Origin of the sequence: Clostridium sp. UBA7339, assembly GCF_002470865.1 — a bacterium.
Lineage (GTDB): Bacteria > Bacillota > Clostridia > Clostridiales > Clostridiaceae > Clostridium_J > Clostridium_J sulfidigenes.
Genome location: NZ_DKPI01000006.1, coordinates 1,244,454 through 1,269,621 on the forward strand (window position 1 = coordinate 1,244,454; position 25,168 = coordinate 1,269,621).

General features: G+C 30.2%; 31 protein-coding genes and 1 riboswitch. Of the genes, 2 read left to right on the forward strand and 29 right to left on the reverse strand.

Annotated elements, in window-relative coordinates; translation table 11 throughout:
- Positions 1 to 66: 66 nt before the first annotated feature.
- From asrC to B2S02_RS09375, 19 genes are all read right to left on the reverse strand, one after another.
- Positions 67 to 1,029 (reverse strand): sulfite reductase subunit C, encoded by a 963-nt coding sequence (gene asrC, locus B2S02_RS09285; RefSeq protein ID WP_346847044.1) that lies wholly within the window; start codon positions 1,027 to 1,029, stop codon positions 67 to 69.
- Between the two features lie 15 nt (positions 1,030 to 1,044).
- A complete protein-coding gene (asrB, locus tag B2S02_RS09290) occupies positions 1,045 to 1,839 on the reverse strand; it encodes an anaerobic sulfite reductase subunit AsrB (RefSeq protein WP_150844103.1) in 795 nt (264 codons plus the stop codon).
- Positions 1,840 to 2,847, reverse strand: a complete 1,008-nt coding sequence (gene asrA / locus B2S02_RS09295; protein ID WP_346920613.1) for an anaerobic sulfite reductase subunit AsrA — start codon at positions 2,845 to 2,847, stop codon at positions 1,840 to 1,842.
- A 9-nt stretch (positions 2,848 to 2,856) separates the two neighbouring features.
- A complete protein-coding gene (locus tag B2S02_RS09300) occupies positions 2,857 to 3,630 on the reverse strand; it encodes a formate/nitrite transporter family protein (protein ID WP_346893657.1) in 774 nt (257 codons plus the stop codon).
- 73 nt (positions 3,631 to 3,703) lie between these two features.
- On the reverse strand, positions 3,704 to 4,396 hold the full coding sequence (locus B2S02_RS09305; protein ID WP_035129674.1) for a Crp/Fnr family transcriptional regulator: 693 nt from the start codon (positions 4,394 to 4,396) through the stop codon (positions 3,704 to 3,706).
- Positions 4,397 to 4,836: 440 nt separating this feature from the next.
- The gene (locus B2S02_RS09310; protein WP_346878052.1) at positions 4,837 to 5,544 is read right to left on the reverse strand and encodes a CbiQ family ECF transporter T component; all 708 of its coding nucleotides are present in this window, start codon (positions 5,542 to 5,544) and stop codon (positions 4,837 to 4,839) included.
- On the reverse strand, positions 5,538 to 5,849 hold the full coding sequence (locus B2S02_RS09315; RefSeq protein WP_051823852.1) for an energy-coupling factor ABC transporter substrate-binding protein: 312 nt from the start codon (positions 5,847 to 5,849) through the stop codon (positions 5,538 to 5,540). Before B2S02_RS09315 ends, B2S02_RS09310 begins: the two co-directional genes overlap by 7 nt.
- A gap of 1 nt (position 5,850) precedes the next feature.
- Positions 5,851 to 6,591, reverse strand: coding sequence for an energy-coupling factor ABC transporter permease (locus B2S02_RS09320; protein ID WP_346879760.1), 741 nt, complete (start codon positions 6,589 to 6,591; stop codon positions 5,851 to 5,853).
- Between the two features lie 234 nt (positions 6,592 to 6,825).
- Positions 6,826 to 7,599, reverse strand: a complete 774-nt coding sequence (locus tag B2S02_RS09325) for a cobalt-precorrin-6A reductase (RefSeq protein WP_346847037.1) — start codon at positions 7,597 to 7,599, stop codon at positions 6,826 to 6,828.
- 21 nt (positions 7,600 to 7,620) lie between these two features.
- On the reverse strand, positions 7,621 to 8,346 hold the full coding sequence (gene cobJ / locus B2S02_RS09330) for a precorrin-3B C(17)-methyltransferase (protein WP_035129681.1): 726 nt from the start codon (positions 8,344 to 8,346) through the stop codon (positions 7,621 to 7,623).
- Positions 8,347 to 8,362: 16 nt separating this feature from the next.
- Positions 8,363 to 9,358 (reverse strand): cobalt-precorrin 5A hydrolase, encoded by a 996-nt coding sequence (cbiG, locus tag B2S02_RS09335; protein ID WP_346893653.1) that lies wholly within the window; start codon positions 9,356 to 9,358, stop codon positions 8,363 to 8,365.
- 36 nt (positions 9,359 to 9,394) lie between these two features.
- Complete coding sequence (cobM, locus tag B2S02_RS09340) at positions 9,395 to 10,147, reverse strand: precorrin-4 C(11)-methyltransferase (RefSeq protein ID WP_346893651.1); 753 nt, start codon at positions 10,145 to 10,147, stop codon at positions 9,395 to 9,397.
- An 11-nt stretch (positions 10,148 to 10,158) separates the two neighbouring features.
- Positions 10,159 to 10,824, reverse strand: coding sequence for a cobalt-factor II C(20)-methyltransferase (locus B2S02_RS09345; protein ID WP_346847034.1), 666 nt, complete (start codon positions 10,822 to 10,824; stop codon positions 10,159 to 10,161).
- Between the two features lie 104 nt (positions 10,825 to 10,928).
- Positions 10,929 to 11,492, reverse strand: a complete 564-nt coding sequence (gene cbiT / locus B2S02_RS09350) for a precorrin-6Y C5,15-methyltransferase (decarboxylating) subunit CbiT (protein WP_346920614.1) — start codon at positions 11,490 to 11,492, stop codon at positions 10,929 to 10,931.
- Positions 11,493 to 12,098 carry a precorrin-6y C5,15-methyltransferase (decarboxylating) subunit CbiE gene (gene cbiE, locus B2S02_RS09355; RefSeq protein ID WP_346847032.1) on the reverse strand — a complete coding sequence of 202 codons (606 nt, stop codon included), beginning with the start codon at positions 12,096 to 12,098 and terminating at the stop codon, positions 11,493 to 11,495.
- Between the two features lie 10 nt (positions 12,099 to 12,108).
- Positions 12,109 to 13,188 (reverse strand): cobalt-precorrin-5B (C(1))-methyltransferase CbiD, encoded by a 1,080-nt coding sequence (cbiD, locus tag B2S02_RS09360; protein ID WP_346847031.1) that lies wholly within the window; start codon positions 13,186 to 13,188, stop codon positions 12,109 to 12,111.
- Positions 13,189 to 13,204: 16 nt separating this feature from the next.
- Positions 13,205 to 13,831: a precorrin-8X methylmutase gene (locus tag B2S02_RS09365; RefSeq protein WP_035129691.1), complete on the reverse strand. Its 627-nt coding sequence runs from the start codon at positions 13,829 to 13,831 to the stop codon at positions 13,205 to 13,207.
- 58 nt (positions 13,832 to 13,889) lie between these two features.
- Positions 13,890 to 15,206 (reverse strand): cobyrinate a,c-diamide synthase, encoded by a 1,317-nt coding sequence (locus B2S02_RS09370; protein WP_346847030.1) that lies wholly within the window; start codon positions 15,204 to 15,206, stop codon positions 13,890 to 13,892.
- A gap of 11 nt (positions 15,207 to 15,217) precedes the next feature.
- Positions 15,218 to 16,048, reverse strand: a complete 831-nt coding sequence (locus B2S02_RS09375) for a sirohydrochlorin cobaltochelatase (RefSeq protein ID WP_346847029.1) — start codon at positions 16,046 to 16,048, stop codon at positions 15,218 to 15,220.
- 144 nt (positions 16,049 to 16,192) lie between these two features.
- Positions 16,193 to 16,373: riboswitch (cobalamin riboswitch) on the reverse strand.
- Between the two features lie 204 nt (positions 16,374 to 16,577).
- Between B2S02_RS09375 and B2S02_RS09380 the strand changes: the two genes are divergently transcribed.
- Complete coding sequence (locus B2S02_RS09380; RefSeq protein WP_346920615.1) at positions 16,578 to 16,844, forward strand: GIY-YIG nuclease family protein; 267 nt, start codon at positions 16,578 to 16,580, stop codon at positions 16,842 to 16,844.
- Positions 16,841 to 17,476 carry a hypothetical protein gene (locus tag B2S02_RS09385; protein ID WP_346879763.1) on the forward strand — a complete coding sequence of 212 codons (636 nt, stop codon included), beginning with the start codon at positions 16,841 to 16,843 and terminating at the stop codon, positions 17,474 to 17,476. Before B2S02_RS09380 ends, B2S02_RS09385 begins: the two co-directional genes overlap by 4 nt.
- A 97-nt stretch (positions 17,477 to 17,573) precedes the next feature.
- Here the strand turns inward: B2S02_RS09385 and B2S02_RS09390 are convergent, their stop codons facing one another.
- The 10 genes from B2S02_RS09390 to B2S02_RS09435 form a co-directional block, all read right to left on the reverse strand.
- The gene (locus tag B2S02_RS09390; RefSeq protein WP_346878049.1) at positions 17,574 to 18,725 is read right to left on the reverse strand and encodes an MGDG synthase family glycosyltransferase; all 1,152 of its coding nucleotides are present in this window, start codon (positions 18,723 to 18,725) and stop codon (positions 17,574 to 17,576) included.
- A 221-nt stretch (positions 18,726 to 18,946) separates the two neighbouring features.
- On the reverse strand, positions 18,947 to 19,477 hold the full coding sequence (locus tag B2S02_RS09395) for a hypothetical protein (RefSeq protein ID WP_035129701.1): 531 nt from the start codon (positions 19,475 to 19,477) through the stop codon (positions 18,947 to 18,949).
- A 55-nt stretch (positions 19,478 to 19,532) separates the two neighbouring features.
- Positions 19,533 to 20,204 carry a hydrolase gene (locus B2S02_RS09400; protein WP_035129704.1) on the reverse strand — a complete coding sequence of 224 codons (672 nt, stop codon included), beginning with the start codon at positions 20,202 to 20,204 and terminating at the stop codon, positions 19,533 to 19,535.
- A gap of 593 nt (positions 20,205 to 20,797) precedes the next feature.
- Complete coding sequence (locus tag B2S02_RS09405) at positions 20,798 to 21,226, reverse strand: protein-export chaperone SecB (protein ID WP_346920616.1); 429 nt, start codon at positions 21,224 to 21,226, stop codon at positions 20,798 to 20,800.
- Positions 21,227 to 21,229: 3 nt separating this feature from the next.
- Complete coding sequence (locus tag B2S02_RS09410; protein ID WP_346920617.1) at positions 21,230 to 21,652, reverse strand: hypothetical protein; 423 nt, start codon at positions 21,650 to 21,652, stop codon at positions 21,230 to 21,232.
- Positions 21,653 to 22,171: a hypothetical protein gene (locus tag B2S02_RS09415; protein ID WP_346920618.1), complete on the reverse strand. Its 519-nt coding sequence runs from the start codon at positions 22,169 to 22,171 to the stop codon at positions 21,653 to 21,655.
- 368 nt (positions 22,172 to 22,539) lie between these two features.
- Positions 22,540 to 23,202 carry a hypothetical protein gene (locus B2S02_RS09420; RefSeq protein ID WP_346920619.1) on the reverse strand — a complete coding sequence of 221 codons (663 nt, stop codon included), beginning with the start codon at positions 23,200 to 23,202 and terminating at the stop codon, positions 22,540 to 22,542.
- A 154-nt stretch (positions 23,203 to 23,356) separates the two neighbouring features.
- Positions 23,357 to 23,674 carry a histidine kinase gene (locus B2S02_RS09425; protein WP_346920620.1) on the reverse strand — a complete coding sequence of 106 codons (318 nt, stop codon included), beginning with the start codon at positions 23,672 to 23,674 and terminating at the stop codon, positions 23,357 to 23,359.
- 68 nt (positions 23,675 to 23,742) lie between these two features.
- Positions 23,743 to 24,285, reverse strand: coding sequence for a sigma factor-like helix-turn-helix DNA-binding protein (locus B2S02_RS09430; protein WP_346920621.1), 543 nt, complete (start codon positions 24,283 to 24,285; stop codon positions 23,743 to 23,745).
- 2 nt (positions 24,286 to 24,287) lie between these two features.
- Positions 24,288 to 25,094, reverse strand: coding sequence for a sigma-70 family RNA polymerase sigma factor (locus B2S02_RS09435; protein WP_346920622.1), 807 nt, complete (start codon positions 25,092 to 25,094; stop codon positions 24,288 to 24,290).
- Positions 25,095 to 25,168: the final 74 nt, after the last annotated feature.

A 25,168-nucleotide genomic window follows, 5' to 3' on the forward strand; every position in this document is an offset into this window, starting at 1 on the left:
GATTATACTACAACAAATATTTACATTCAAGGGTAAAAAGTCAATTGTGACTAAAATATATTATTTTTAATACTTAATCCCATCCCAATACATGGTTTCTTGAACAACAGTTTTATCAGAAAGCTTAACTCCCTCCATGGCCCACTTTTTAAATTCTGGGAAGCCTGTTCTATCTACAATATATCCTATATGCTCCTTACCACCTGGTGCATCCTTATCTATATATTCCTTAACATAGCTGTAGGTGTTACAGATTATTTTTATTATACTTTCTTCGTCTACCCAAGCTATAAAATCCTTAGCTAAACGTGGATTTTTCTTTCCTGTTCTACCTAAAAGAACAAGCTTGTAATATTTTTCTCTGCTTCTAGTCCATGCATCTGTTGGACATGCTATTACACACTCTCCACACCCTATACACTTCTTATGATCACGTTGAATTTTATAGTTATTCATAGTTAATGCTCCAGTGGACTTCTTTGTACATGCTCTTACACAAGCTCCACAGGATACACATTTATTCATATCATATTGAGGTTCTGTCATCCCTATTATTCCAAAATCATTTAGTCTAACTTTTCCACAGTCATTAGAACATCCTGTTAAAGCTACTTTGAAGTGTAAATCATTGGGGAAGATGGCCTTTTCTATCTTCTTTGCAAATTCCGTTGTATTGTAATTAGCATATGGACAGATATTGTTTCCTACACAGGCAGATATATTTCTAGTTCCAGCTGCAGAGTAACCCTTTCCTTCATCTGTTTGATTAATTTCTAATCCTTCAATGATTGGTTGCAATAATTCATTTACTTTATCCATATGTTCAAAGCTAATACCTGGTACTTCAAAGCCTTGCCTCATAGTAATGTTTACAGTTCCATCACCGTATTTTTCTGCAATCTCTTGAATCATGGCTAAATATTTAGCATCCATCTTTCCCCCTGGAACACGAATTCTTGATGCTGTATATCCTCTTCTTTTTGTAACCCTAAATGCATTCTTTTTTAGGTTTTTAGTGTTTATATCCATGTAATTCACCTCCAATTAATCTATTAACTCTTTGCCCTTTGTATAGTTAAACACAGGTCCATCTAGGCATATATACGTATCATCTATCTTGCAATGTCCACATTTTCCAATACCACAGCACATTTTTCTCTCTTGAGAAATCCAAATATTTTTTTCTGGAATTCCTCTTTTTAAGAATTCAGCCACAGTAAACTTCATCATAATTGGTGGTCCTACTACAACTACTTGTACATCATTAATATCATCTATCTTCATATCTGGAATGTACTTAGTCACCATTCCAACATTTCCTCCATAGCTCTCCTCTGCCTTATCTACAGTAAGAATTAATTCCATGGTGTTATTCCATCTCTTAATATCTTCTTTAAATAAAACATCTTCAGGAGATTTAAATCCACAAATTAGAGAAAACTTTTTAGCATCCTGTGGATTATTACCAAAATAATCCACAATCCCCCTTACTGGAGAAAGTCCTGTACCTCCAGCTACTACTATAACTTCATGATCTTTATAATTATCTATATCGAAACCATTTCCATAGGGTCCTCTTAAAAATAATTTGTCACCTACATAGTTACTAAATATTTCATCAGTAACCTTTCCTACCTTACGTATTGTTAAATCAACAGTTCCTTCTCCAATACCACTTACTGATATAGGTGCTTCTCCATATTTAGGTATTGATACTTCAAAGAACTGTCCTGGTTTCACATCGCCAATATAGCTCATTCTAAAGGTATACTCAATTTCTGTATGCTTTATTACTTCCTTTATTTCTGAAATAAAAGGTATATATTCATTCTTATTCATCTATTTCACCTCATCACATGCTGATTGCAATTTATTAATACAGTTACTAAATGAAATGTATTCCGGGCATATATCATCACATCTACCACAGCCTACACACATATGGTAACCACATTTTTTCTTGTAATCATATACTTTGTGTAGCACCTTAAAACGCATTCTTTGACCCTTATTTTGTCTAAAACTATGTCCTCCAGCCATATCAGTAAATCCATCCACTTGACAGGAAGACCATACTCTTCTACGCTCTCCTACATTTTTATTATCTTGATAGAAAATATCTTGCATAGTGAAGCAAGTACATGTAGGACAGACAAAATTACAACGACCACAAGCAATGCATCTTTGATTATATTCCTCCCACATGGTAGATTTCATAACATCTAGACTAAGTTCTTCTGGAATGTTAACGGTAACATTGTTTTCAGAAATAAATTTAGGTTCTACCTCTATAGTATCAACCTCTTTTTTCTCTAATAAAATGTCAAAAGTTTCACATTTACTATCAAAGTAAACTTCATGATTTTCTACCCTAATGTATCCATCATAATTATTTGATTTATTAGTTCCCATATCTACACAGAAACAATTTTCAAAGGTTCTTTCACACCCCATCAATATGAATTTTGTATTCTCTCTAAGTCTTTTGTAATAGTAATCTTCAAAGCCATTTCTTAAGTATATATCATCCATTCTTTTTACAGCATGTAAGTCGCAACTTCTTAAAAATACTATTGACCCTTTAGATTTAGGAGCTGCTTCCTTTACTTCATCTTCAGTAAAATAAAGTAGAGTTTCAGATTGTGGTAATAACACTTCCTTAAAGGAAAAATGAGATTTTTCATCAAATACTATATCTTCAACCTTTGATATTTGCCCATATCTAACCCTGTCTGTATCGGAAAAGTTTGCACCACCTTTAATTAATATAGGAGCATATATTATATACTCTGATGAAAGCTCTTTTAAAATTTCATTGAATTTTTCTAAATATAATTTGTAACCCATAATTCACCTCTAATTTACTTTTTTTCTTGATATAATGTAGTATGGAAGAGCTACGAAGAAAATACCTCCAACCATATTACCAAGTGTTACAACTAAAATATTATATATATATCCACCTATGGTGACATAAGCATCAAAAGGTGATAATAAACCTATTGTTAATACTGTCATATTAGCGATACTGTGCTCAAATCCTACTGTAATAAAAATAAATAAGCACCAAAATATCATAATTAATTTTGCTACTTCTTCTTTGCATTTAAATCCACACCAAACTGCTAAACACACTAATATATTGCAAAATACTCCACGGAAAAATAATGGTATAAGTGGTATTGTCATTTTTATTTCTGATGCCTTTGCAATGTATTCACCGACACTACCTGTAGCTAAACCTGATAATTTAAACATTACTCCTGCTATAATTGAACCTAGTAGATTTCCTAAAAAACATACTAACCATAACTTCATAGTACCTTCCCATGGTACATCCTTATTTAGGGATGCTGATGCTAGTACAAAGTTATTTCCTGTAAATAATTCCCCCCCTGCCATTATAACTAGACTCAATGCTCCACCAAAAGCTAATCCCATAACAATCTTTACAGCACCTGAACCTGCTGATGTCAGTTGACCTCCTATGGTAAAGATAAGAATAGAACCTAATCCTATAAATAATCCCGCCAACATAGAAGAAATAAAATATCCTATAGGGTTTTCATTTAACAATTGCATCTTTGTTTTACCAGCTGCACATACTTTGTTAAAATCTCCACAAACCATAATAAATCCCTTCCCTCTTTTATAATTATAGCTTCATTATAGGCTTATAAAATTTAAAGCACCGTGATAAAAATCACGGTGCTTTAAAATATTCTAAAAGTTTTTCTTTATTTTTTATTATAAATTTTTTATTATTGTATTCAATTAATCCCAATTCACTAAGTTCTTTACATGCCCTTGATATGGTCTCCCTTTGTGCTCCAAATAAGTCTGCTAGATAGGTTATACTAATCTCCATATCTATTAATATACCATTGTCATCAGCTACCCCATAATCCCTACCTAGTTTCCAAAGCTTTGATGCAACTCTCTTTCCCATATTTAAAACTCCAGTAGTATTTTTAAATTGTCTATACATTCTTCTTACTTTTAAAGATAAAGATGACAGTACCATTTTTGTAAACTCAAAGTCTGATTCCATGACTTGTAAAAGCTCCATAGTGTTACAATACATTATTTGAGAGTCCTCTATGGTTTCACAATTTATAGATGCAGTAGAACTTTGTAATATAACTTCATTTATAAGATCACCTAGCCCCAATATAAATATAACCTTTTTTTGACCCTTTTCATTGAACTTATATAGTGATACTTTTCCCTTTAATACTATATAGATATTATCTACAATATCCTTATCTCTAAATAGTACCTTCCCCTTTTCATACCTAGTGACTCTAGTAATATTAGATAACTTTCTTAAAGTATTTTCATCTATGTTATTAAAACCTGGGAGCTCTTTCAATTCTTCTAAATTAACATATCTCATTTTCTAAATTACCCCAATCATTTTTTAATTAATTTATTATCCATATCCCACATGTTTTTCAAGATTTATTTATGTAAATGTATTACAAGTCTCCACTTAATTATATATTAACAAATATGTTTACTAAATACATTAACTTTTAATTGAAAATTATTTTCAATTATATTGACATATGTAAAATATTATAGTAATATAAATTTATTGATAATAGTTATCAATTATTATTAAATCCTTAATCTTTTATATTTATCTTATATAGGAAATTTCCTTCTATTTACTTCAGGAGGATTTTCCCTATTTTTTGTCCTTTTAAGTTCTATACTTTAATTTATATTTTTAACAGTCTGTATTATATAGTATATATCTTTAACCATATACACTACAAAATTCTATATTAAATTAAGAGAGTTATCTAAAAAAATAAAAAGTATACCCAGCTTCTAAAACCACTTAGGTATACTCACCAAAATAATAAGAAATGTAATATATCCTACTATTATAGCTACTCTTTTATATGACAAATGGAACTCTTCAAAGCCATAATAAATATTTCCTCTATAGCCTCTACTATTAATTCCATCCTTAATTTCTTTCCAACGTTTTAAAGTATTAATAAAAAGTAAAGCAGCAAGACTTCCTGAATCCTTAACTTTATTCTTAAAACCACCAAAGGCACCTCTACATAACATACTCTTTCGTAATGTTTGAAATTCATCATCTATAAGTATTAAAAATCTCTCCATAGATTTTCCTATATCACAAATATCTCTAAGCCAACTTATCTTAGAGAATATATAAAATACATGATCTGTAGGTGTAGTTAAAGTTAAAAAACTAACGGATATCCCCCCAGACACCGCCTTTAATATAAGTATTAAAGTACTATACCATCCATAATCAAATACAAAGGTTATAGAAGAAACTAAAGCAAATAAAAAAGTTGCCTCTATAAAGTGTTTTACTATATGCATAGGGTTCTTATAAACAATATGAAGTACAAGAAAAAAAATTATATTTATAACCAAAGGATAGCACCTAGTACTAAAACTAAGTGCTATTATTGGTAATATACATAAAATTATTTTCTCTATAGGATGAATATTTGCTAATTTACTTAGCTTTGAATATGAAAGTACTGTCCTTAACATTCTTTCACTTTTCCACCTACATTAGTCTTAGCTCCTTTGTTCTTTGAAGCTCCTTTTTTAACACCAATGTAGTATCCTATGAATCCAGCCCCAATTGCTGCTTGTAAACAGAAAAGGAAGCTTTCAATTTCTCCTGATGGTGGCTCCCACATAGGAGCTGCCCAAGGTTCATAATCTCCATTTAATTCTTGGATTTTAACTTCAATTTCTCCATCGGCACCATTAAATTCACCATTTCTACCTAAGAATAAAGATCCTACCACAATTGCTATACATAATAAAATTAATCCTATATTTTTTTTCATATTATCTTACACCTCCAACTTCTAATAACTCCTCAGAGGCATGTTTTTCTATAAAGTCAAATATCATAACAGTTATTATTCCTTCTACTACAGCAAGTGGAACTTGAGTTATAGCAAATATTGATACAAACTTTATAAATGCCGCTGCAAATCCACCTGTAGTAGCTGGGAATGCAAGTCCAAGTTGAATGGATGTAACTAGGTATGTTGCTAAGTCCCCTAAAGTTGCACCAAGGAATATTGCTAATTTTTTATTTTTATTTTTAAATACCTTATAAATTGCAAAGGCTACTATTGGTCCTGCAATACCCATTGATAAAACGTTAGCTCCTAAAGTTGTTAATCCTCCATGAGCTAAGAAAAGTGCTTGGAATAAAAGAACTACTATAGAAACCACAGACATAGCAAATGGTCCAAATATCATTGCTCCAAGACCTGTACCTGTTGGATGTGATGAACTTCCTGTAACAGATGGTAGTTTCATTGCTGATAATACAAAAGCAAAAGCTCCAATCAATGCTAAAAGCATTTTTAAATCCTTGCTACTCATAGTTTTTTTTCTTATATCTCTAATTCCTAATGCTACAAATGGAATGCATGCTACAAAATAAAACGCACACCAAGCCATTGGTAAAAACCCTTCTGCAATATGCATACCATAAGCTAATTTAGGCACTGTAAAGAATAGTGCTAATGCCCATATAAATACAAATGATTTTTTAGTAATACTTGATTTATTCATAATTTTTCCCCCTTATATTTAGTAAAAATGATTTAATTTAAATATAATACGCTAGCAATGCTTATATTTAAATTCCTATATACTTAACTGTAGCTAAATAATGTGATTATAAAGAATATACTTAACGTGCACTTTAAATATATTAGTATATAATCTATAACATAACTTTTTGTTTTGTATAATAAAAGTTACTCCCACCGTCACCCGAGTCTTTTATTACACTTTGAAATGTTACTAATAGTTTTCTTGGTTGCTACAGATATAGTGACTTAATTTTTCTTCATCATTAAAGACAATGCCGTAATCCATGGTCTTTCTTTCTACTACAAAAACTTTAATTCCCATGTCTATGGCAGCCTTTATTTTTTCATAAGTTCCACCTTGTGGACCACTATCCTTTGTTATTAAAGCCTTGCCATCATATTCTTTTATAAAGGCTTTATTTAGTTCATAGCCTATAGGTCCTTTTATGAATATCAAATCCTCTACTCTAACACCTAACGCAAATACTTCCTCCATAACTTTTAAAGAAGGTAGAACTCTATGAACTATTCTATTTTCAAGTTTTAAATCTAATATCTTATCTATATTTCTACTTCCTGTAGTATTTAAAATACATCCATCTATATCTTTTAGGGCTTCTCCTAATTCTTCATAGGTCGGCACCTCTATTATCAAATCATTTTTAGGTAACGTATCTAAAGTACTTTGTCTTTCATACCTTACATACTCAATTCCCATATCCTTTGCTATCTTCATAGCTGTTCCACTTATTAGAACTGCATAGGGATGAGATGCATCTACAATTACCCTTACACCACTTTTCATAAATAATGCTTTTAACTCTTCATAAACTAAAGGTTTATCATTTAATATTTTATATTTATAATCCACTAAAAGCTCTCCACCATAGGTTGTAGCTGTGGATACTAAAATGTTATCTGTATATTTATTTAGATGGGAAAGAATTACCTTTCCCTCTGATGTACCTACTATTAAAGCTATCATTGTAATTCTCCCCCTTAATGTCTACTTGTTTTCTAATTTATATCCTCTTGGAGTTATAAATAATCCATCTTTTATATAACTCTTAGTGTTTCCTATAATAACCATAGTCATCATATCTACTATAGAATCATCAAAAGTTCCTATAGTGCAAACTGTAGCTTCTTGACCTTCTCTTAAAGCATGCTTAACAATAGCAACTGGTGTATCTTCATTTCTATATTCCTTTATTATATCTATAGCTTCTCTTAAGTAGTGAGGTCTTCCCTTACTCTTTGGATTATAAAGAGATATTATAAAATCCCCTTCAGCTGCGAGCTTAACTCTCTTCTTTATATCTTCATATGGAGTCATTAAATCACTTAAGCTTATGTTGCAGTTATCATGCATAAGTGGAGCTCCAACTATTGATCCTGCTGAAGATGATGCTGTAACCCCTGGGATTACCTCTACTTCTTCATCCTTTTTCATTTCAAGAATTAACCCAGCCATACCATAGATTCCAGCATCTCCTGTACTTACTACAGCTACCGTTCCTTCACTAGTTAATCTTAAAGCTTCCTGGCATCTTGCCTCTTCACCCATCATTCCTGTAGAATAAACTTTCTTACCATCTAAAAGTGGCTTTATCATTTCTATATACTTTGTGTATCCTACTACTATATCGCTTTCTTCTATAGCCTTTACAGCTTTAATTGTCATGTAATCAAGTCCTCCTGGACCGATTCCTACTACATATAATTTTCCCATTATTTTTCCTCCATTATCAGTAGACTAATTTTCCAATACAAAGGGTTATACCTTCAAAACTAATTTTATCTGTAAGTAACTCTCCCCCTGCTAATTCAACACAAGGCTCACATACCGCTCTCACACCTATAGATTTCTTAACAAAATCACTGCCCTTGTATTTATGTTCTATGCTTTCTATTTCTTTTAAAGAATGAATTTCCATGGGACAGTTTAAAAATTCACTTAAAGCAATTAATGCTCCTTCATTCTTTTTAACTTCCACTGTAGAAATAGTTTTTATGGCTCTTAAATCTATATTATATTTCTTTAAATTATCCACAACAAAGTTTTTAACTTTGTCCTTATCCACATCTTTTCTACATCCCATACCTAATATGATGTTTCGCCTTATGAGCTTAAGGTGAATCAAGCCTTCAACAGGTGGCAAGTTATCCACATCTATTTTATTAGATACTGTAACCATACCCTTAATATCTCCTTCAGGAATTACATATCCCTTTGGCATTTTTATTTGGCCTTCATCATCTAAAAAACCAACCTTAGCTTTATCAACTAATTTGGCAGCTATATCTTTAGCTATTTTCATATCATCTATAATCAGGTTATTATTCTTAGCAATCATATCTGGAGCATCTATTCCCATGGTATCTGTGGCTGTAGTTATAACTGGTGTAGCCTTAAGAATTTCTGACACTTTTAAAGCAAGTTCATTAGCTCCTCCAAGATGTCCTCCTGCAAGACTTATGGCGAATCTACTTTCACAGTCTACTACTACCACTGCCGGGTCCTTATCCTTTCCCTTTAGAAAAGGTGCTATTCCTCTTACTGCAATGCCTGTAGATGAGATAAAAATTATTCCATCTACAGTATTCATAAGCTCTTCACATACAGATTTTAGTTTGAAGTTTTTGTTATTATAACTAGAGTAAAGCTTAAGCTCTAAAGCTTCACTTAGTTTTTTTGCAATATTATCTCCTTGTCTTGTTACAGACACCGCTGCTAACTTCATAACTCTCCTACTTTCTAGAATTGTACATTCTAAGAATTATTTTTGTCCTTCTCTAAACATATGAGTAAAGGATTTATCATATAGAAGACTCTTATCATAATCGCAATTTATAAAGTCCCCTACTAATATTTGAGCACATTTAGTGATTCCTGCTTCTTTAACCTTTTCTGCTATATCATCTAAAGTTCCAATTATAGCTCTTTCATCTTCCCAAGTAGCTCTTTCAATTACAGCTATATTAACATTCCTTCCATAACCTTTTCTTAGCTTTGCAACTACCTTATCTATCATGCTAATAGAAAGGAATATAGCCATAGATGCACCAATTGATGCAAGTTTTTCTAAGCTTTCAGTTTCTGGTACTGGAGTTCTTCCCTCAACTCTAGTTAATATTACAGTTTGAGTTACTGATGGAAGTGTAAATTCCTTTTTTATTACAGATGCTGCTGCTGTAAATGAACTAACTCCTGGAATTACCTTGTACTGAATATTTAATTTATCTAGTTCATCCATTTGTTCTTTGATAGCTCCATAGATAGCTGGATCACCTGTATGAAGTCTTACTACCATTTTATTTTCTTTTTCAGCCTTATCCATAACTTCTATAACTTGTTCTAAAGTCATAGATGCTGAATTATGTATTTCACATCCAGCCTTACAATAATTCATATGCTCCTTGCTTACAAGAGAGCCTGCATATATAACTACATCTGCTTTTGTCAGTGTATCTCTTCCCTTTACTGTGATTAACTCTGCATCTCCTGGACCTGCTCCTATAAAATAAACCATTCTTCTTCCTCCTAATCTCTATTTGCTATTATAAGTGACATGTATTCTTTATTATCTAAAATATCTTCTCTCTTATGTAAAATCTCTTGCCCTTCTCTTCCAGCTTTTTTTATATATACATAGTTAAAGCCTTTTTCATCAAGAACGTCTAATACTTCTTCTTCTCTTTTATAGACCTTCATTATAACTACATACTTTTCATCCTTTATATCCGAAACTCTGCTAGCTGGGGTAATAAGTAATGGTTCATCACCTATAACTAATGGTTTTTGCGCAAGACTAGCACTAGCACAGAAGGAAGTTATCCCTGGAATTGTTTCAACTTCAAAGCCATGCTCTTCTATATACTTTAGTAAATATATATATGTACTATAAACAAAAGGATCTCCTAAAGTTAAGAAGGCTACATTCTTTCCTTCCTTAAGCTTCTCTTCTATAGCTTTAAAGGCTTCATAGATTTTTTCTTCTTGGTCTTCTCCACCCATTGGAAATTGCTTTATCATAATTTCTTTATCCTCTGATATAAAGTCCTCTGCAATGCCTAAAGCTATACTTTTCCCACCTTTCATAGCACTTGGTGAAACAATTACTTCACACATTTCTATAGTTTTAACCGCCTTTAAGGTTAATAGCTCTTTATCTCCTGGTCCTACTCCAACTCCATATAACTTTGCCATCTATTTCACTCCTCTATTTCTACTATAAAACAATATTTTCAATTCTTAACTATTTTCTATTGCTGTATTTCCTTGTACTACAAACCTACTACATTACAATATTTCTAATTCTTATAAGCCTCTACAATAAAAATTGGATTATATCCAAATAACATATAACTTTGGCCTCTTGTTTTACTTACGCCAACTTGAGTACAGCTAATTTTCATGTTTAATTCTTTTAAAGTACTCATTGCTTTATATACATTATCAATGGTTATAAAATTTAAAACCATTACTCCATCATCTTCAAGAAGGTTATGGCATTTCTCAATTATTTTTTCAAGATTTCCACCACTACCTCCAATAAAGATACTATTAAACTTTTCCTTAATAGAGTCTAAAGCTTCTAAAGCTTCACCTTCTATAATCTCTAAATTATCACAATTAAACTTATCTTTATTTTTATAGATTACCTCTAAGGCTTCTTCATCTCTCTCTATTGCAACAACACTACCAGAAGTGCAAATCTTACTTCCTTGAATTGATATGGAACCAGTTCCAGCTCCTACATCTAGAAGTTTAGAATTTTCCTCTAAATTAAGTTTTGCTACACTTAGAATTCTAACTTCTTCCTTTGTTATAGGACAGTTTCCTCTTATAAACTCTTCATCTTTTATATATTTCATTTAAACTTCCTCCACTACAAAGACACTTAATGAAGAAAATTCCTTCTCCATTATCTCTTCTGGTGTACCTACTGTTATTTTCTCATCTTCATAGGATAAATTTTCTCCTACCCATATATTACAACTTATATTTTCTATAAACAGTTTATTTGCTAAAACCTTAGGTGAATTTTTACTATCTGTTAAGAATATACACATGCTATTTTCTTTAACAACAGTTAAAAAATCTTCTTCTCTTCCATGGACACTGCCTAAAAATTTTCCATTCCAACTCTTCCCTATCTTGCTCATTAGATATTGAAAAGAGCTAAGTCCTGGTATTATCTCTATAGGCTCCTCTTTTATATTTCTCTTTATATAATCAGTAACTCCATAAAAACATGGGTCTCCCGATGCAATTATAGATATTTTCTTGCTCTTATTATCTTCTACTATCTTCAAAATATCTGATAAAGACTTAACTGCCACTCTTTCAGTATTTATAAAATTTACACTTTCCAAAGCTCTAGAAAATCCTACTAACATATCACTATTTTCTAAAGTTTCAACAGCCTTAGGAAGTATATACTCCTTACTTCCTGGACCAAGTCCTACTACATAAATCATCTTTCCACCTCTATAATGTTGTAGCTAATATCTTAGGATTAGTTGCACCCCAATACATAACTACATCACATTTAAGTTCACCATAGCTATAAAGCTCCATTCTTTTCTTCACTTTATCTACAATAGTTTTATATATCTCACTATATTCACCCTTTAAAGCTTTTATAGCACCCTCTGTAGTCTTTTCATTATATATACTTCTAACTAAGTCATGTGGAGCTCCTGCTAATGCTAATTCTAATGCTATTACTTCTAGTCTTACATCACATACTCTACTGTGAGTGTTAAAGCTACCAGCAGATATCTTACATATCTTACCTATATGACCTATTATAATTATCTCTTTAACTCCACAGCTAACACAACATTCTATAGCAAATCCAACAAAGTTTGATATTATAGCCACTTGATCTATAGAATATCCCATAGATTCTGCAACCTTTTCTCCCATGTTTCCAAAGGCTAATATAAGAACCTTATTTTTTAAAGCCTTTTGAGTTATCTCAATTTTTATTGATTCTTTAATTGATTCTTCAGACATAGGATAAACAATTCCTGTAGTTCCTAATATGGATATTCCTCCTACTATATTAAGTCTAGGATTAAAGGTTTTCTTTGCTACTTCTTCTCCCCTTGGTACAAATATAGTAATAGTAACTCCTTCATCCTCTGGAAGCACACTACTTACCTCTTGCTCTATCATAAGTCTAGGTACTGGATTAATAGCAGCTTCACCCTTTTCAATATAGAGGCCTTCACCATTAACTACTCCTACACCTTTTCCACCTTTTAAAATATATCTTTCTTCACCCTTTTCAGCTCTCGCCCATATAGGTAATCCGTGGGTAGCATCTATGTCATCTCCACCATCTTTTATAATGGAACATTCCACATAGTCATCACCAAAAACAACTTCATCTATTACTAAGTTTAAAATTATTCCCTTTGGTGTATTAATCTCTATCTCTTTAATTTTTTTACCAGTAAAAAGCATGTAAGTAGCTGCCTTAGCAGCAGCTGCTGCACAGGACCCTGTAGTATAACCACATCTTAACTTTTTACCATTACTGTTAACATATAAGTCTAACATTCTAATACCTTCTTTATTATCTCTCTACTAACATATACATAAGAGCATTGACTATAGCTGCTGCTACTGCACTTCCGCCCTTTCTTCCTCTAACTGTCATCATATCTATATCTTTTAATTTTTCTATTTCTTCTTTTGATTCAGCTGCTCCTACGAATCCTATTGGAGCTCCTATAATAAATTTACAATTAGACTTTCCTGATTCAATAAACTCTTTAAGTTTGAATAAAGCCGTTGGAGCATTTCCAAATACAAAGAACTCTACTCCATCTCCTACTGCCTTTTCTACTGCAGCCATAGAACGAGTTATGCCTCTTTCCTTTGCAATCTCTGCAACTTCTGGTTCTGATACATAACATACAACCCTGCAATTTAACTTTTCTAAGGCTCTTTTATTTATTCCTGAAAGTGCCATATTAGTATCTGTATATATAGTTGTTCCCTTTTTTAGAATCTCTAGGGCTGTATCTATAGCATCATCTGTCATATAAACTAAATCCTTATATTCAAAATCTGCTGTAGTATGAATAACTCTCTTAATTATAGAAAGCTCTCTATCATCGAAATTATGAGGTCCCATTTCTTCTCCTATAATTTCAAAACTTCTCTTTTCTATGTCCATTGGTATTTTTATATAATCCATTTCTCCTCCTACTTAAGGAAATAACTTTCCTTAATAAATCTCTATTTTAAAATTACATCTACTTAATTAAGCTATTAAAAAAATCAATATTAGAAAAGAAATGTATATGTCCATAAGCTGCTAAAACATTATTTTTTACATACCCACACTTCCACTTCTTTGTGGTTCCATCGTAGGCTTTCTTTTCTAATTCATATATTTCTTCTTCTTTTAAATCTACCAGTGATTTATGGAATTCATGACAATTAATCATCATATCCTTTGGCACTATAGAATTTTTCTCTGATATCTTTATAGTTGCGTATCCAAAATTATTAAGTTTTCCAGTCATATAAGATGTTCCATTAAAGAAACCTACTGTTTCAACTCCATCTATGCTCTCTGTAAGATACATGAGTCCACCACATTCTGCATAGCATTTTACTCCACTGTTTAAGGCTTTTCTAACACTATTTAACATAGATTTATTAGAAGATAACTCTTCCTTGAATACTTCTGGGTATCCTCCACCTATATATATAAAATCTACATCCTTTGGCACTTCTCTATCTTTTAGGGGGCTAAAATACTGAACTGTTCCAACCTCTTCCAAAAGCTCTATATTCTCTTTATAATAAAAACTAAAGGCTTTATCATAGGCTACTGCAATCTTTATATCTTTGTTTTCAGCGTGGAAATCTTCACTGTTAGTAGATTGAATATCTGAAGCTTTAAATTCTTCTATAAGGCTATCTACATCTACATACTCTTCCATAAGGCTACTGCATAACTCTATCTTCTTTGATAAATCTTCAACCTCGCTACTCTGCACAAGGCCTAAATGCCTACTTTTTAAAGCTAACCTCTCATCCTTAGGTATGTATCCGAAAACTCTAATCCCGCTGCAATTTACTTCAATAGCTTTTTTCAAAAGTTTATAGTAACTTTCACTAATATTATTAAGTATTATCCCTACTATGTTCACATTTTCATAATTTCGAAGTCCTTCTATTTCAGCACATAAAGTTGCTGATTGAGCTTTAGGAGATAATACTAATACCACAGGCAAATCTAAAGTTCTAGATACATGAGCTGTAGAAAAATTAGTATCTATACCTTTTCCATCATAAAGTCCCATAACTCCTTCAATGATTCCTAGATCACCCTGACCTCTTAGATAACTCTCCTTAACCCCTGGTTCTCCCATTAGAAATAAATCTAAGTTTCTTGTAGCTACTCCTGTTATTTCTCTATGAAAGGCTGGATCTATATAGTCAGGTCCAACTTTATATCCTTGAACCTTATATCCTCTATCTATAAGAGTTTTCATAAGTGCTAATGTAACAGTGGTCTTTCCACCGCCACTACTATTTGAAGAAACTATTATACTTTTCATAATTTACTCCTTTATGGTGTTTTCTTCGTATCTCCCAAATGAAGATATTTATTATCTATTACATCTTGTACATGATTCACATATATATGTCTAAACTTCTCAATCTCACCCAAACCATGAAGATATATGTCTACTTTAATTCCAGCTTCTTCTAAAATAGTCTTCCATGAATCTTCTTCATCAGAAGCCATATCATTAGTTGCATGGTCTCCAGCTACTAGCATAAGTGGTGCTAACTTAACGTGATCAATACCTTCTCTTTTAAGAATTTCTACTATCATATCTACGGTAGGATATCCTTCTACTGTTCCAACGTATACATTATTATAATTTAAGTAAGTAAATACGCTTTGAAGTGCTACAAAGGCTGAGTTAGCTGGATGATTACTTCCATGTCCCATAAATACCATGGTCTTATCTTTTGGTATAATTTCTTTTATAGCATCTATAAACACCTCATAATCATTAGGTGTTTCTTCCCCTCCTTGAAAGTGAAGGGCTGGTCTACCTACTTTTATTGATTTAAATTTATTACTCTCTCTAAACTTATCAACTACTAACCTAACATATTGGAACTCTTCACCTGGTATTATATGAAGCGGCTGAACTATAACTTCTTCATAGCCTTCTTTATATAGTTGCTCTAAAGCTTCCTCCGGAGTAGGTACAATTATTCCATCTCTATTTTTTATTTTCTTAATTATCATATGGGCTGTAAAAGCTCTCATAACATGATACTCTTTAAATCTTTCTCTTATTTCATCCTCAATTTTTTCTATAGTTAATTTTAATGTATCCTTATAAGTAGTTCCAAAACTTACTACTAATATAGCCTTTTTCATTTTAGTTCCTCCAAATTTAATAAATTAGTGCAAAATAAAACCTCTACCCAAAAGGTAGAGGTTAAAATTCAATTTAACTCATAACAGAATTATAATTTGTAATAAATATACAAACTAAACTATTAACTCCCTTCCCTCCGAAGTGTCATATCTATGCTTTAGGCAGGTCTCCTGACTCACGTATCATCCTCCATCTCACCTTCCCAGAAATACACTCCAGTGGTTTTTCTATGAGATTTTGTCTTCGTACACAGTAGCGGGGGCTGTAGTGGACTTTAACCACTTTCCCTATTAAACATAATGTACCTAAAACTATACTTTATTCAATTTAAATCAACATAATATTTGCTATTTCTTTTTAATCCAATTTAATTATACCCTATGATTTAATTTAATTCAATATGAATATACTAGTATTTATAAAATAGTATAATATATTCATGCTAAAATAATGATATACTATTTAAATAGTATTATACAACAGTAATAATTATTCTAATTTTTAATATATTTTATATGAGGTAAAGATATGTTTTTTGTTTATATATTAAGATGTAATGACAATACTTTATATACAGGATGGACAACTGATTTAAACAAAAGGCTTAAATGCCATAATAGTGGTAAAGGAGCTAAGTACACCAGATGCAGATTACCTGTAGAAATTGTTCACTATGAAAATTTACCTGACAAATCTTCAGCTTTAAAAAGAGAATGTGAAATAAAAAAACTTTCTAGAGCAGAAAAACTTATTCTTATAGAAAACGCCATAAATAGCTCGGAGGGAAATCAATGAAAAATACAAAGTCTTCTTTTGCTTTATTTTTCAAATGGATATTTAGATCAATTTTATTAATACTATTTGTTTATTATTCATTTGTAAAAACTGATAATAATTCAAATTACATTAGCAACATTCTATTAATTCTTATCACGTCCTTTATACCAGATATAATTTTATATATATTTAAAGTTAAATTATCTAGTTTATCTGACTTTTTATTGCAATTTTTTATATTCTTAGCGCTACTATTAGGCCGGATGTATAATATGTACTCAATACTACCTTGGTGGGATATATTTCTTCATTTTGCTTCAGGGGCTCTTTTAGGGTTTTTATCTTTAATAATTTTAAAACCTCTTATAGGTGAAAATAATATCAAAACCCTTCCACCATTATTCATAGGGATGTATATATTACTCTTTACTGTTTCTGGAGCTGCACTGTGGGAGTTCTGGGAATTTGCAGGAGATCAACTATTGGGGTTTGATTCTCAACTTAATAGTCTTACGGATACTATGACAGATATGATAAGTGGTTCTTTAAGTGGTGTTATATTATCTATAATGGGATTTTTACACATTAAAAATGGTTCATTTAAGTTTTTAGATAAATTTATTAATGCCATTAAAAAATCTCATAAATAAACCTAAAGACTCGTATTATAAAGTCAAATTCTAAATATTCCCATCATAAGATTAAAAGACCAAGGTCTTAAAAACCTTGGTCTTAATTATTTAAGTTTTATGCAATTTCTGAATTACATTCAGCTTCATTTTCTTTCATTAATCTTCTTATAAGTTCTAGTAACTCATTTGTTGAATTTGATTTATCAAAAGTCATACAGTTTTCTTTAATCTCTCTTAATTTGTTTTTGTCCTTAATCAAAGCCTCTATAGCTTCAGTACAATTATCACCTCTGCCTATAGATATGGACATGCCATGATCTAATAGAAACTTTGCATTTGCTTCTTCTTGTCCAGGTATTGCATCAAAGGTAATTAAAGGAAGATTTGCTGCTAATGCTTCTGATACTGTAAGCCCTCCTGGTTTAGTAATTAAGACGTCTGCTAAGTTCATATATCTATGAACTTCATTGGTAAACTTAATAAGCTTTGTCTGTTTTTTACTAAACTTAATCTGTTCCTTAATTTTATTATATAGTCTTTTATTATTACCCGTTAGAATTACAATTTGAAAATCCATAGGAATATTATTTATATTCTTATAGATTTTTTCTATATTATATACTCCGAAGCTTCCAGCCATGACTAACACGGTCATTTTACTTTCGCTTAATCCCAGCTCATCTAACAGTATTTTTTTATCATCTTCATCTTGATGAAAAAAACCATCATATACAGGGATTCCATAAGGATGAACTTTTTCTGGAGGAACTCCTCTATCTATCATACCTTCTACCATGTCTTCACATGCTACACAATATTCATCTACATTAGGTTTTATCCATGTTTTATGTGGTGCATAATCAGTCATTATACATATTGATGGCACCTTTATACTTCTATTTCCCTTTAATATAGAAATCATTTCTGTAGGAAAGGGATGAGTAGTTATGATTACATCTGGAGCAAATCCTTCTATTAAGGGTATTAATTTTTTCGAAAATAAATAAATTAACTTTGTTACTAAACATGTTAAAACCCCAGACTTGTCCGTTAAACTATATATATTTTTATATAAGGAATTTAAATACTTTGCCAGTACTATATATCCCTTAGTTACGATTTTATTTATAAATGGATTAACATACTCTAAGGTATCCACTACTTTTACTTTAGCACCTAACTCATTTTCTAAAATATATGATTCTAAAGCCTTTGATGCTTTTAAATGTCCTCCACCAGTAGATGCAGATAAAATAAGAATATTCATATTTACAATCCTCTCTCTATTTACTTCACATGGTCTTATGTAGTAAATTTAACTATTCTATTTTACCACACCTATTATGCTTTAGTCCAATTAATTAAATCTAACATAATCCATTTAAAATCATAAACATTTCATATACTTTTATTATCAAATACAAATTTGATAATACATTCATGGTAAGACTGTCTTAGAATAAAATATATTCACTATAAATATTTATATTACTTATACTTCTCTATAGATAGTTCTAACACTACAGATAAAATGTTCTTTTCTATTGTATTTAAAACTTCTATCAACGTATCTACACAGGTTTCTACTTTTTCAGAAGTAGTACCGTAGTTTTCTCTATCTTTTAATTCTACTACTATAATTTGTGATAACTTAAGTACATTTTGTGCATATTCATTTATCTTTTTGTCATTAATATAACCATTTACAAATTTATAATTATTTATAATCTCTTCAAATTCTATTATAAATTCGTCTCTATAATAGCTTTCTACGTTTATCCAATTAGGTATTGTGTTATTTTTAATTTTATCTCCAAAGACTTTAATTTTTTTATTTAGTTCAAATAGCTCCTTATAACTTTTTATTTTATCGTTATTAATATCTATAGCACGTTCTTTCTTAGATTTTTTTCTCTCTTCCATAATTAGTTTTCTCATAATTAATAGAGATATACCTCCACCAAATGCTGCAGATATTAATGGAACTATTATTCCTAACATCCAAGTTGCCTTGTCCATAAATAAATCACCTCAAATATAATATTCGTTGCAAATATTACATTTCTGAATGAAATTAGTCTTCATATCTTTTTCTATGTTTAATCATTATTTCATTTAATATATCACTAGTACTTTGTGGTGTATATGTTATAGCATTAGCCCCAGCAATTATAGTTTCACGTATGCTCTCATCTGTAGGACCTCCTGTTGCTATAATAGGTACATCTGGGTACTTACTTCTTATATGTCTAACAATATTCGCAGTTTCTTTAGCTCCTGATACATTAAGTATAGTTGCTCCTGCTGCTATTCTTCCATCTATATCGTCTTTTTCTGAAACAACGGTAACTAATATTGGTAAATCTATAGTTTCTCTCATCCCTGCAATAACATCATTGCCTATAGATGAATTAACTACAACCCCCATAGCTCCCTTAAATTCAGCATCCAATGCTAGATTTATTACCCTTTTACCTGTAGTAATAGATCCACCTACCCCACAAAATACTGGGATATCTGATGCTAGTAATAGTGCTTCAGTTATTCTGGGTTGAGGCGTAAATGGATATACTGCAATAACAGCATCTGCATTAGTATTTCTTATAACTGCTACATCAGTTGAAAACACTAAAGATTTAATTCTTTTCCCAAATATAACAATTCCAGTAGCGTCCCTAATAACCTTAGGTAACTCAATCATATGACTTCTTAGTAAACCTTTAAATTCTGGCACACGTTTTTCCATAAAATTTCTCCCTTCACCATATAAAGCTATGTCCTTTCTAAAAACATAGCTTAAATCACGCCTCACATAGATAACTTTAACTTACATATATAAACTTAAAATGTGATTAATAACTTATTTTATTTTCTTAACTTACAGATTATATCACAGGTTTATTACTTCCTCAATAAATTTATTTAATTATTTTTATGGAATTATACGGTACATTTTTACTCTCTTTATCTATGTAAAAATAAGATAAAAGAAAACAATAAAAAAACCTAGCGATTACTAAAATCACTAGGTTTCTATGGCAGGGGCACGAGGACTTGAACCCGGAACCAACGGTTTTGGAGTGCGTTAGATAGTCTTTTTTATATTCTTTCAAATCTTCGCAACCCCTTGTATATCAGCACTTTTCAATTTTAAATTATTCTATCATCATTCATTTTAATGCGATTTCTTATGTCCTTAGTACCCAAATAGTACCCAATATATTGAAACTTAAAACAAAAAGATATATACGAATATATATCTTTTACAAGGTCATATGTTATAAATAAAATTGTCAAAACTTATAAAATAAATAACTTGCTTTATCTTGAGTAAAGTACTTAACCTATATTACCAGATTGTTTTCTTTTGTTCTTTAGATAATTTACAACATTTATTGGTGGTAATACCAATGTTCCAATATTAGCATTAGCACTATATACTGATACTAATGCTCTTAAATATGGAAATAAAATTGCAATTGAATTCTTCTCAATAAAATTTTCTCTCGTTTTTTCATCTATCTGCGAATCAATTTCAAACAATCCAATAATTTTTACTTCCATTGTAAATGGATAATTATTCTTCTCAGCTTCTGGAAAAATAACTACTTCTAAACTGAGCATAAAATCATTTTCTTCAATCGAATAATCGCTATCTAAATCAAATTCTATTTCTTTTTGCTCTCCATCAAATTTAAAATTTGTATTAAAATTAATGCTTTCTACAACATAGTTTTTGAACCTAAGTGAACTATTAATCTTACTCATAAATTACGCCGCCTTTGAAAAATCCTCATTATCCTCATAATATTTGTCATCACCAATTTTATTTTTTGATACTAGTGATTCATTTTCTAAAATACCTGACTTATTTTTAAAAAATTGATATACATAATCATTCTTTTTGATCTTTAATACACTAGAATAACGATTTATATAATTTATTGATATCCAATTATTATATAACATTTTATTATCTGTGTTTGAATCAATATAATTATATACTAAACATTCTTTTTTTCTTAATTGATTTTTATTATTGGGAAGTTCTATATTGAAAGTATAATCGACATATTTACTTTCATCATAAATTTTGTCATTTAACCCTCTGTTTGATTTAATTAAATCAAACTCTTCTTGTGTCATATTCTTCATTTTTTCAATACAACTATTAAGCATTTCTGAAACCTTCATTTAATCAACTCCTATCACATCTCGATTAATTGCTATATCAGGCTGTCTTACACAGTATATTACTTTTAATCCTCCTCTTATTTGAGGCCCTTTGTAATTATTGCTAAGTCTAAGAGAATCGCTTTTATTTTGATTTATATTATAATCTCCAATTCCCTTAATAACATTTAAATCATCCCATTCTTCAAGAAAATCAAATAACTTATCAAGTTTAATTCCTAATGGTTGACTTTGTTTTTCTTTATTAAGTTTACAGTACATATCCCAAATTTCTTCTATTTTTTCTACTGTAGATTCATCTGTCAAATCCAATAAAATATCTTCATATATAAATATATTTGCCCTTACACCAATATATTCCTTATCAGGATTTTGATTACGTTTGATATGCATCCAGTACTTTGCATTGCTCCTATTATCCCAAAAATACATCCCAAATCCTAACCAATATGTATCTTCACTAACAATTAAATATTCTTTTTTTTGTGTAAACTCTAAACATCTTTCTTTATCATTCACATGAAACCCATTTATATTTGCTCTTGTATTAGTATACATATCTATTCGAACCTATCCTTAAGTATTTCATTTTTTTTTTAATTTATACATGTAAAAGAACAATATATAATAATACTTGTCCATTTTGCTCATATGTAATACCAAATATTACATAGTATTACTTAATTATATATTATGCTAATTCCATAATTCTGTATACCAAATTATTACCCAAATTATCACGATAGCGTGATAATATCTTATATTTTCTTTTGTTTTCTCACTATAACGTGATAATTCAATTCAATTCAACTTAATTAAATCGAATTGAATTGAATTGAATCAATATGCAATTTACTCATATTTATCTATTAATAAATTTCCTTACTCTAGTTAGAATAACCTTTTATCCTAAATTTATCTGGTTTACTTATAAAATAATCTCTAATTTTATGCATAAGAGTCTCAAGACTATCATATAAACATTCCATGTGAAATTCTGTAATTTCTATGAATTCCAATGGTTTTAATTCATCACAAAGATCTACAACATTTTCAATTTTATCCTTATTTCTATCCCATGTAGCTTCATCCACAATTGAATTATTATGTATAATATGATTTCTAACAACTCTAATGTCATCAATATGCTCTATCATTTCTTCTATCTCTGCATTCATTATTTCCTTTAATAAGGCATCTTTGTATTGAGAAAATTTACAAAAATGTTTGTATTGTTTTTCATCATGCTGCTTAAGATATGCAACTAACTCTTTTATAAAATACTCATACTCAGAATATATTTTTGAATATAGAGCTTCATATAGGTATCCATTGATAATATCAATACCTACAAAGTACAATTTAGAAAAATACATTTTTCTATTTTCATCATTATACCAATACACTTCATCAACAAATTCCCTAACATCAATCTGATTAAAAATATCTAATTTATTCAATGCTAGAAATATTAGCTTTGATGACATAATTTTTTCATAAAAATCATCAAAAATCTTATTTAAATCTCCATTCATATAATTAAACCACATACTTCCTCCTATATCTAAAACATGTATTAACACTGCTTTTATTCCATATAATATTTTATACCTCTTATAATTCCCATCACGTAAAAAAAATACACCTATATTTCTACAGGTGTATAATATATTTGTATTATTTCCTTTAAACCTCAAATTCTTCTCACTCTATCATTATCTTTTGCAATAAATTCATACTTTCAGTTCCTAGCATTGCTACTTTTCTAAGTTGTTCATTTTGTAATTTCACTATAGTTTCTAAATCCTCAATTCTTCTTTGCATCCTTCTTCTTTCCAGTGGTGAGAATTTATCCAGTTCAACACCTTCTAGTTTTGCAATATATGAAGGGTGAAACATCATCCCTGGCACATTTTTACAAGGTGTAATGGTTTTTTCTGCTATATATCTTCTTATAGTTCCTTCATCCTTTTGCCACCTAGCTGCTAAATCTTTAACCGTCAATAAAGTAACCTTGTCCATATATTAAACACCCCTTTACTTTACATAGTTATCACTTAATTTAATCAGTAGTTTAAAACATAAAAGATTTAAATACTCCATTTATGAATATTATATATATCAAATAGAATTCCCTCAATACTTTCTATAGTTTTAATTATTCTATTTCTAACAGTACCAGGAGAACATTCTATGTATTTTCCTATATTAACATACGTCATACCTTCAAAATATCTATAAGCTATTACTCTTTGCTCTTCTTCACTTAATGTCTTCAATACTCCAGCTATTGCAGTTAAATAATATTTTAACTCTTTAGCTCTTTCTTCATCACATGATTTTAGTTCTTCTTTAAACTTATTAACACTTTTTAATGCTACTATAGTATTACTTCTTATCAATTTAATACATTTCTTATATTCCTCATATGCTTTATTAAATAATCTTATAACCTCTTCTTTAGGTACTGTACAATTTTTAGGATTAACTGCATTTAAATATTTAAGCATAATCTTTTTATTATCAATATCTCTCATATCACATATATAATAAAGATATATCTGAAAGTTTTCGCATGGATCATCTGAGAAATCATAATCTGTTTTAGATTGCCACGTTTTAAATCCTATCATATCTATACCCCCATTAAATCATCAAAATATTTATTTATAAAATTATGGCCTTCAATAGTTTCAATGCTATAATCATCTTTTTCAACTTCCTTATAGGAGAGTGTTCTACCCGACTTCTTTGTATATATAAGTCCTTTAATCTCATGAGCATAGAATTTGCCTTTTGTCATCCACCATGAAGTATGTCTTATTTTTCTAAGTGCATTATTTCTCAATTGCCTTACTCTTTCTCTTGTAATATTTAATATTTCACTTACTTCTTGCATATTCATAACATCACATTCCCAACCATAGAGAAATTTAATTGCTTCTCTCTCATTTAACGTTAAATATTCACTCATAACTTGATCTAACTCATTTCTAACATGCTTATGAAATTCGTTCTCTATAAGATTTTCAAAGCCATAATCCTTACATTCTATAAAGTTTCCTATTTCTTCTTCACTTTCCCCATCATTACTAATTGGGGTATTAAGACTTTTACAACTGTTATAAAATTTTGTATTAGCAATATCTTTCTCACTTCTTCCATTTACACATCTACATATCCATCTATTAATATAATGAGCTGCATAAGTTATAAACTTAGCTTTATTCTCTAAATCAAATTTGTACATTTTAGCTGCACTCATTAGTCCAATAACTCCACTTTGAAATAAATCATCAAATTCTATCCCCCTGGAGCATACTTTACTATATTTACCCGCTATCTTCCTTATAATTCCTGTATTCTGTTCTATTAGTTTTTCAAGTGCCTGTTTGCTACCTTCTTGATATTCTCTAACTAATTCTTCATTATTTAACTCCAACAATTATCACCCCAATATTAAACTAATAGCTCAATGAGAGAATAGCCTCAATTAAGATGCTATATTCATCTTCT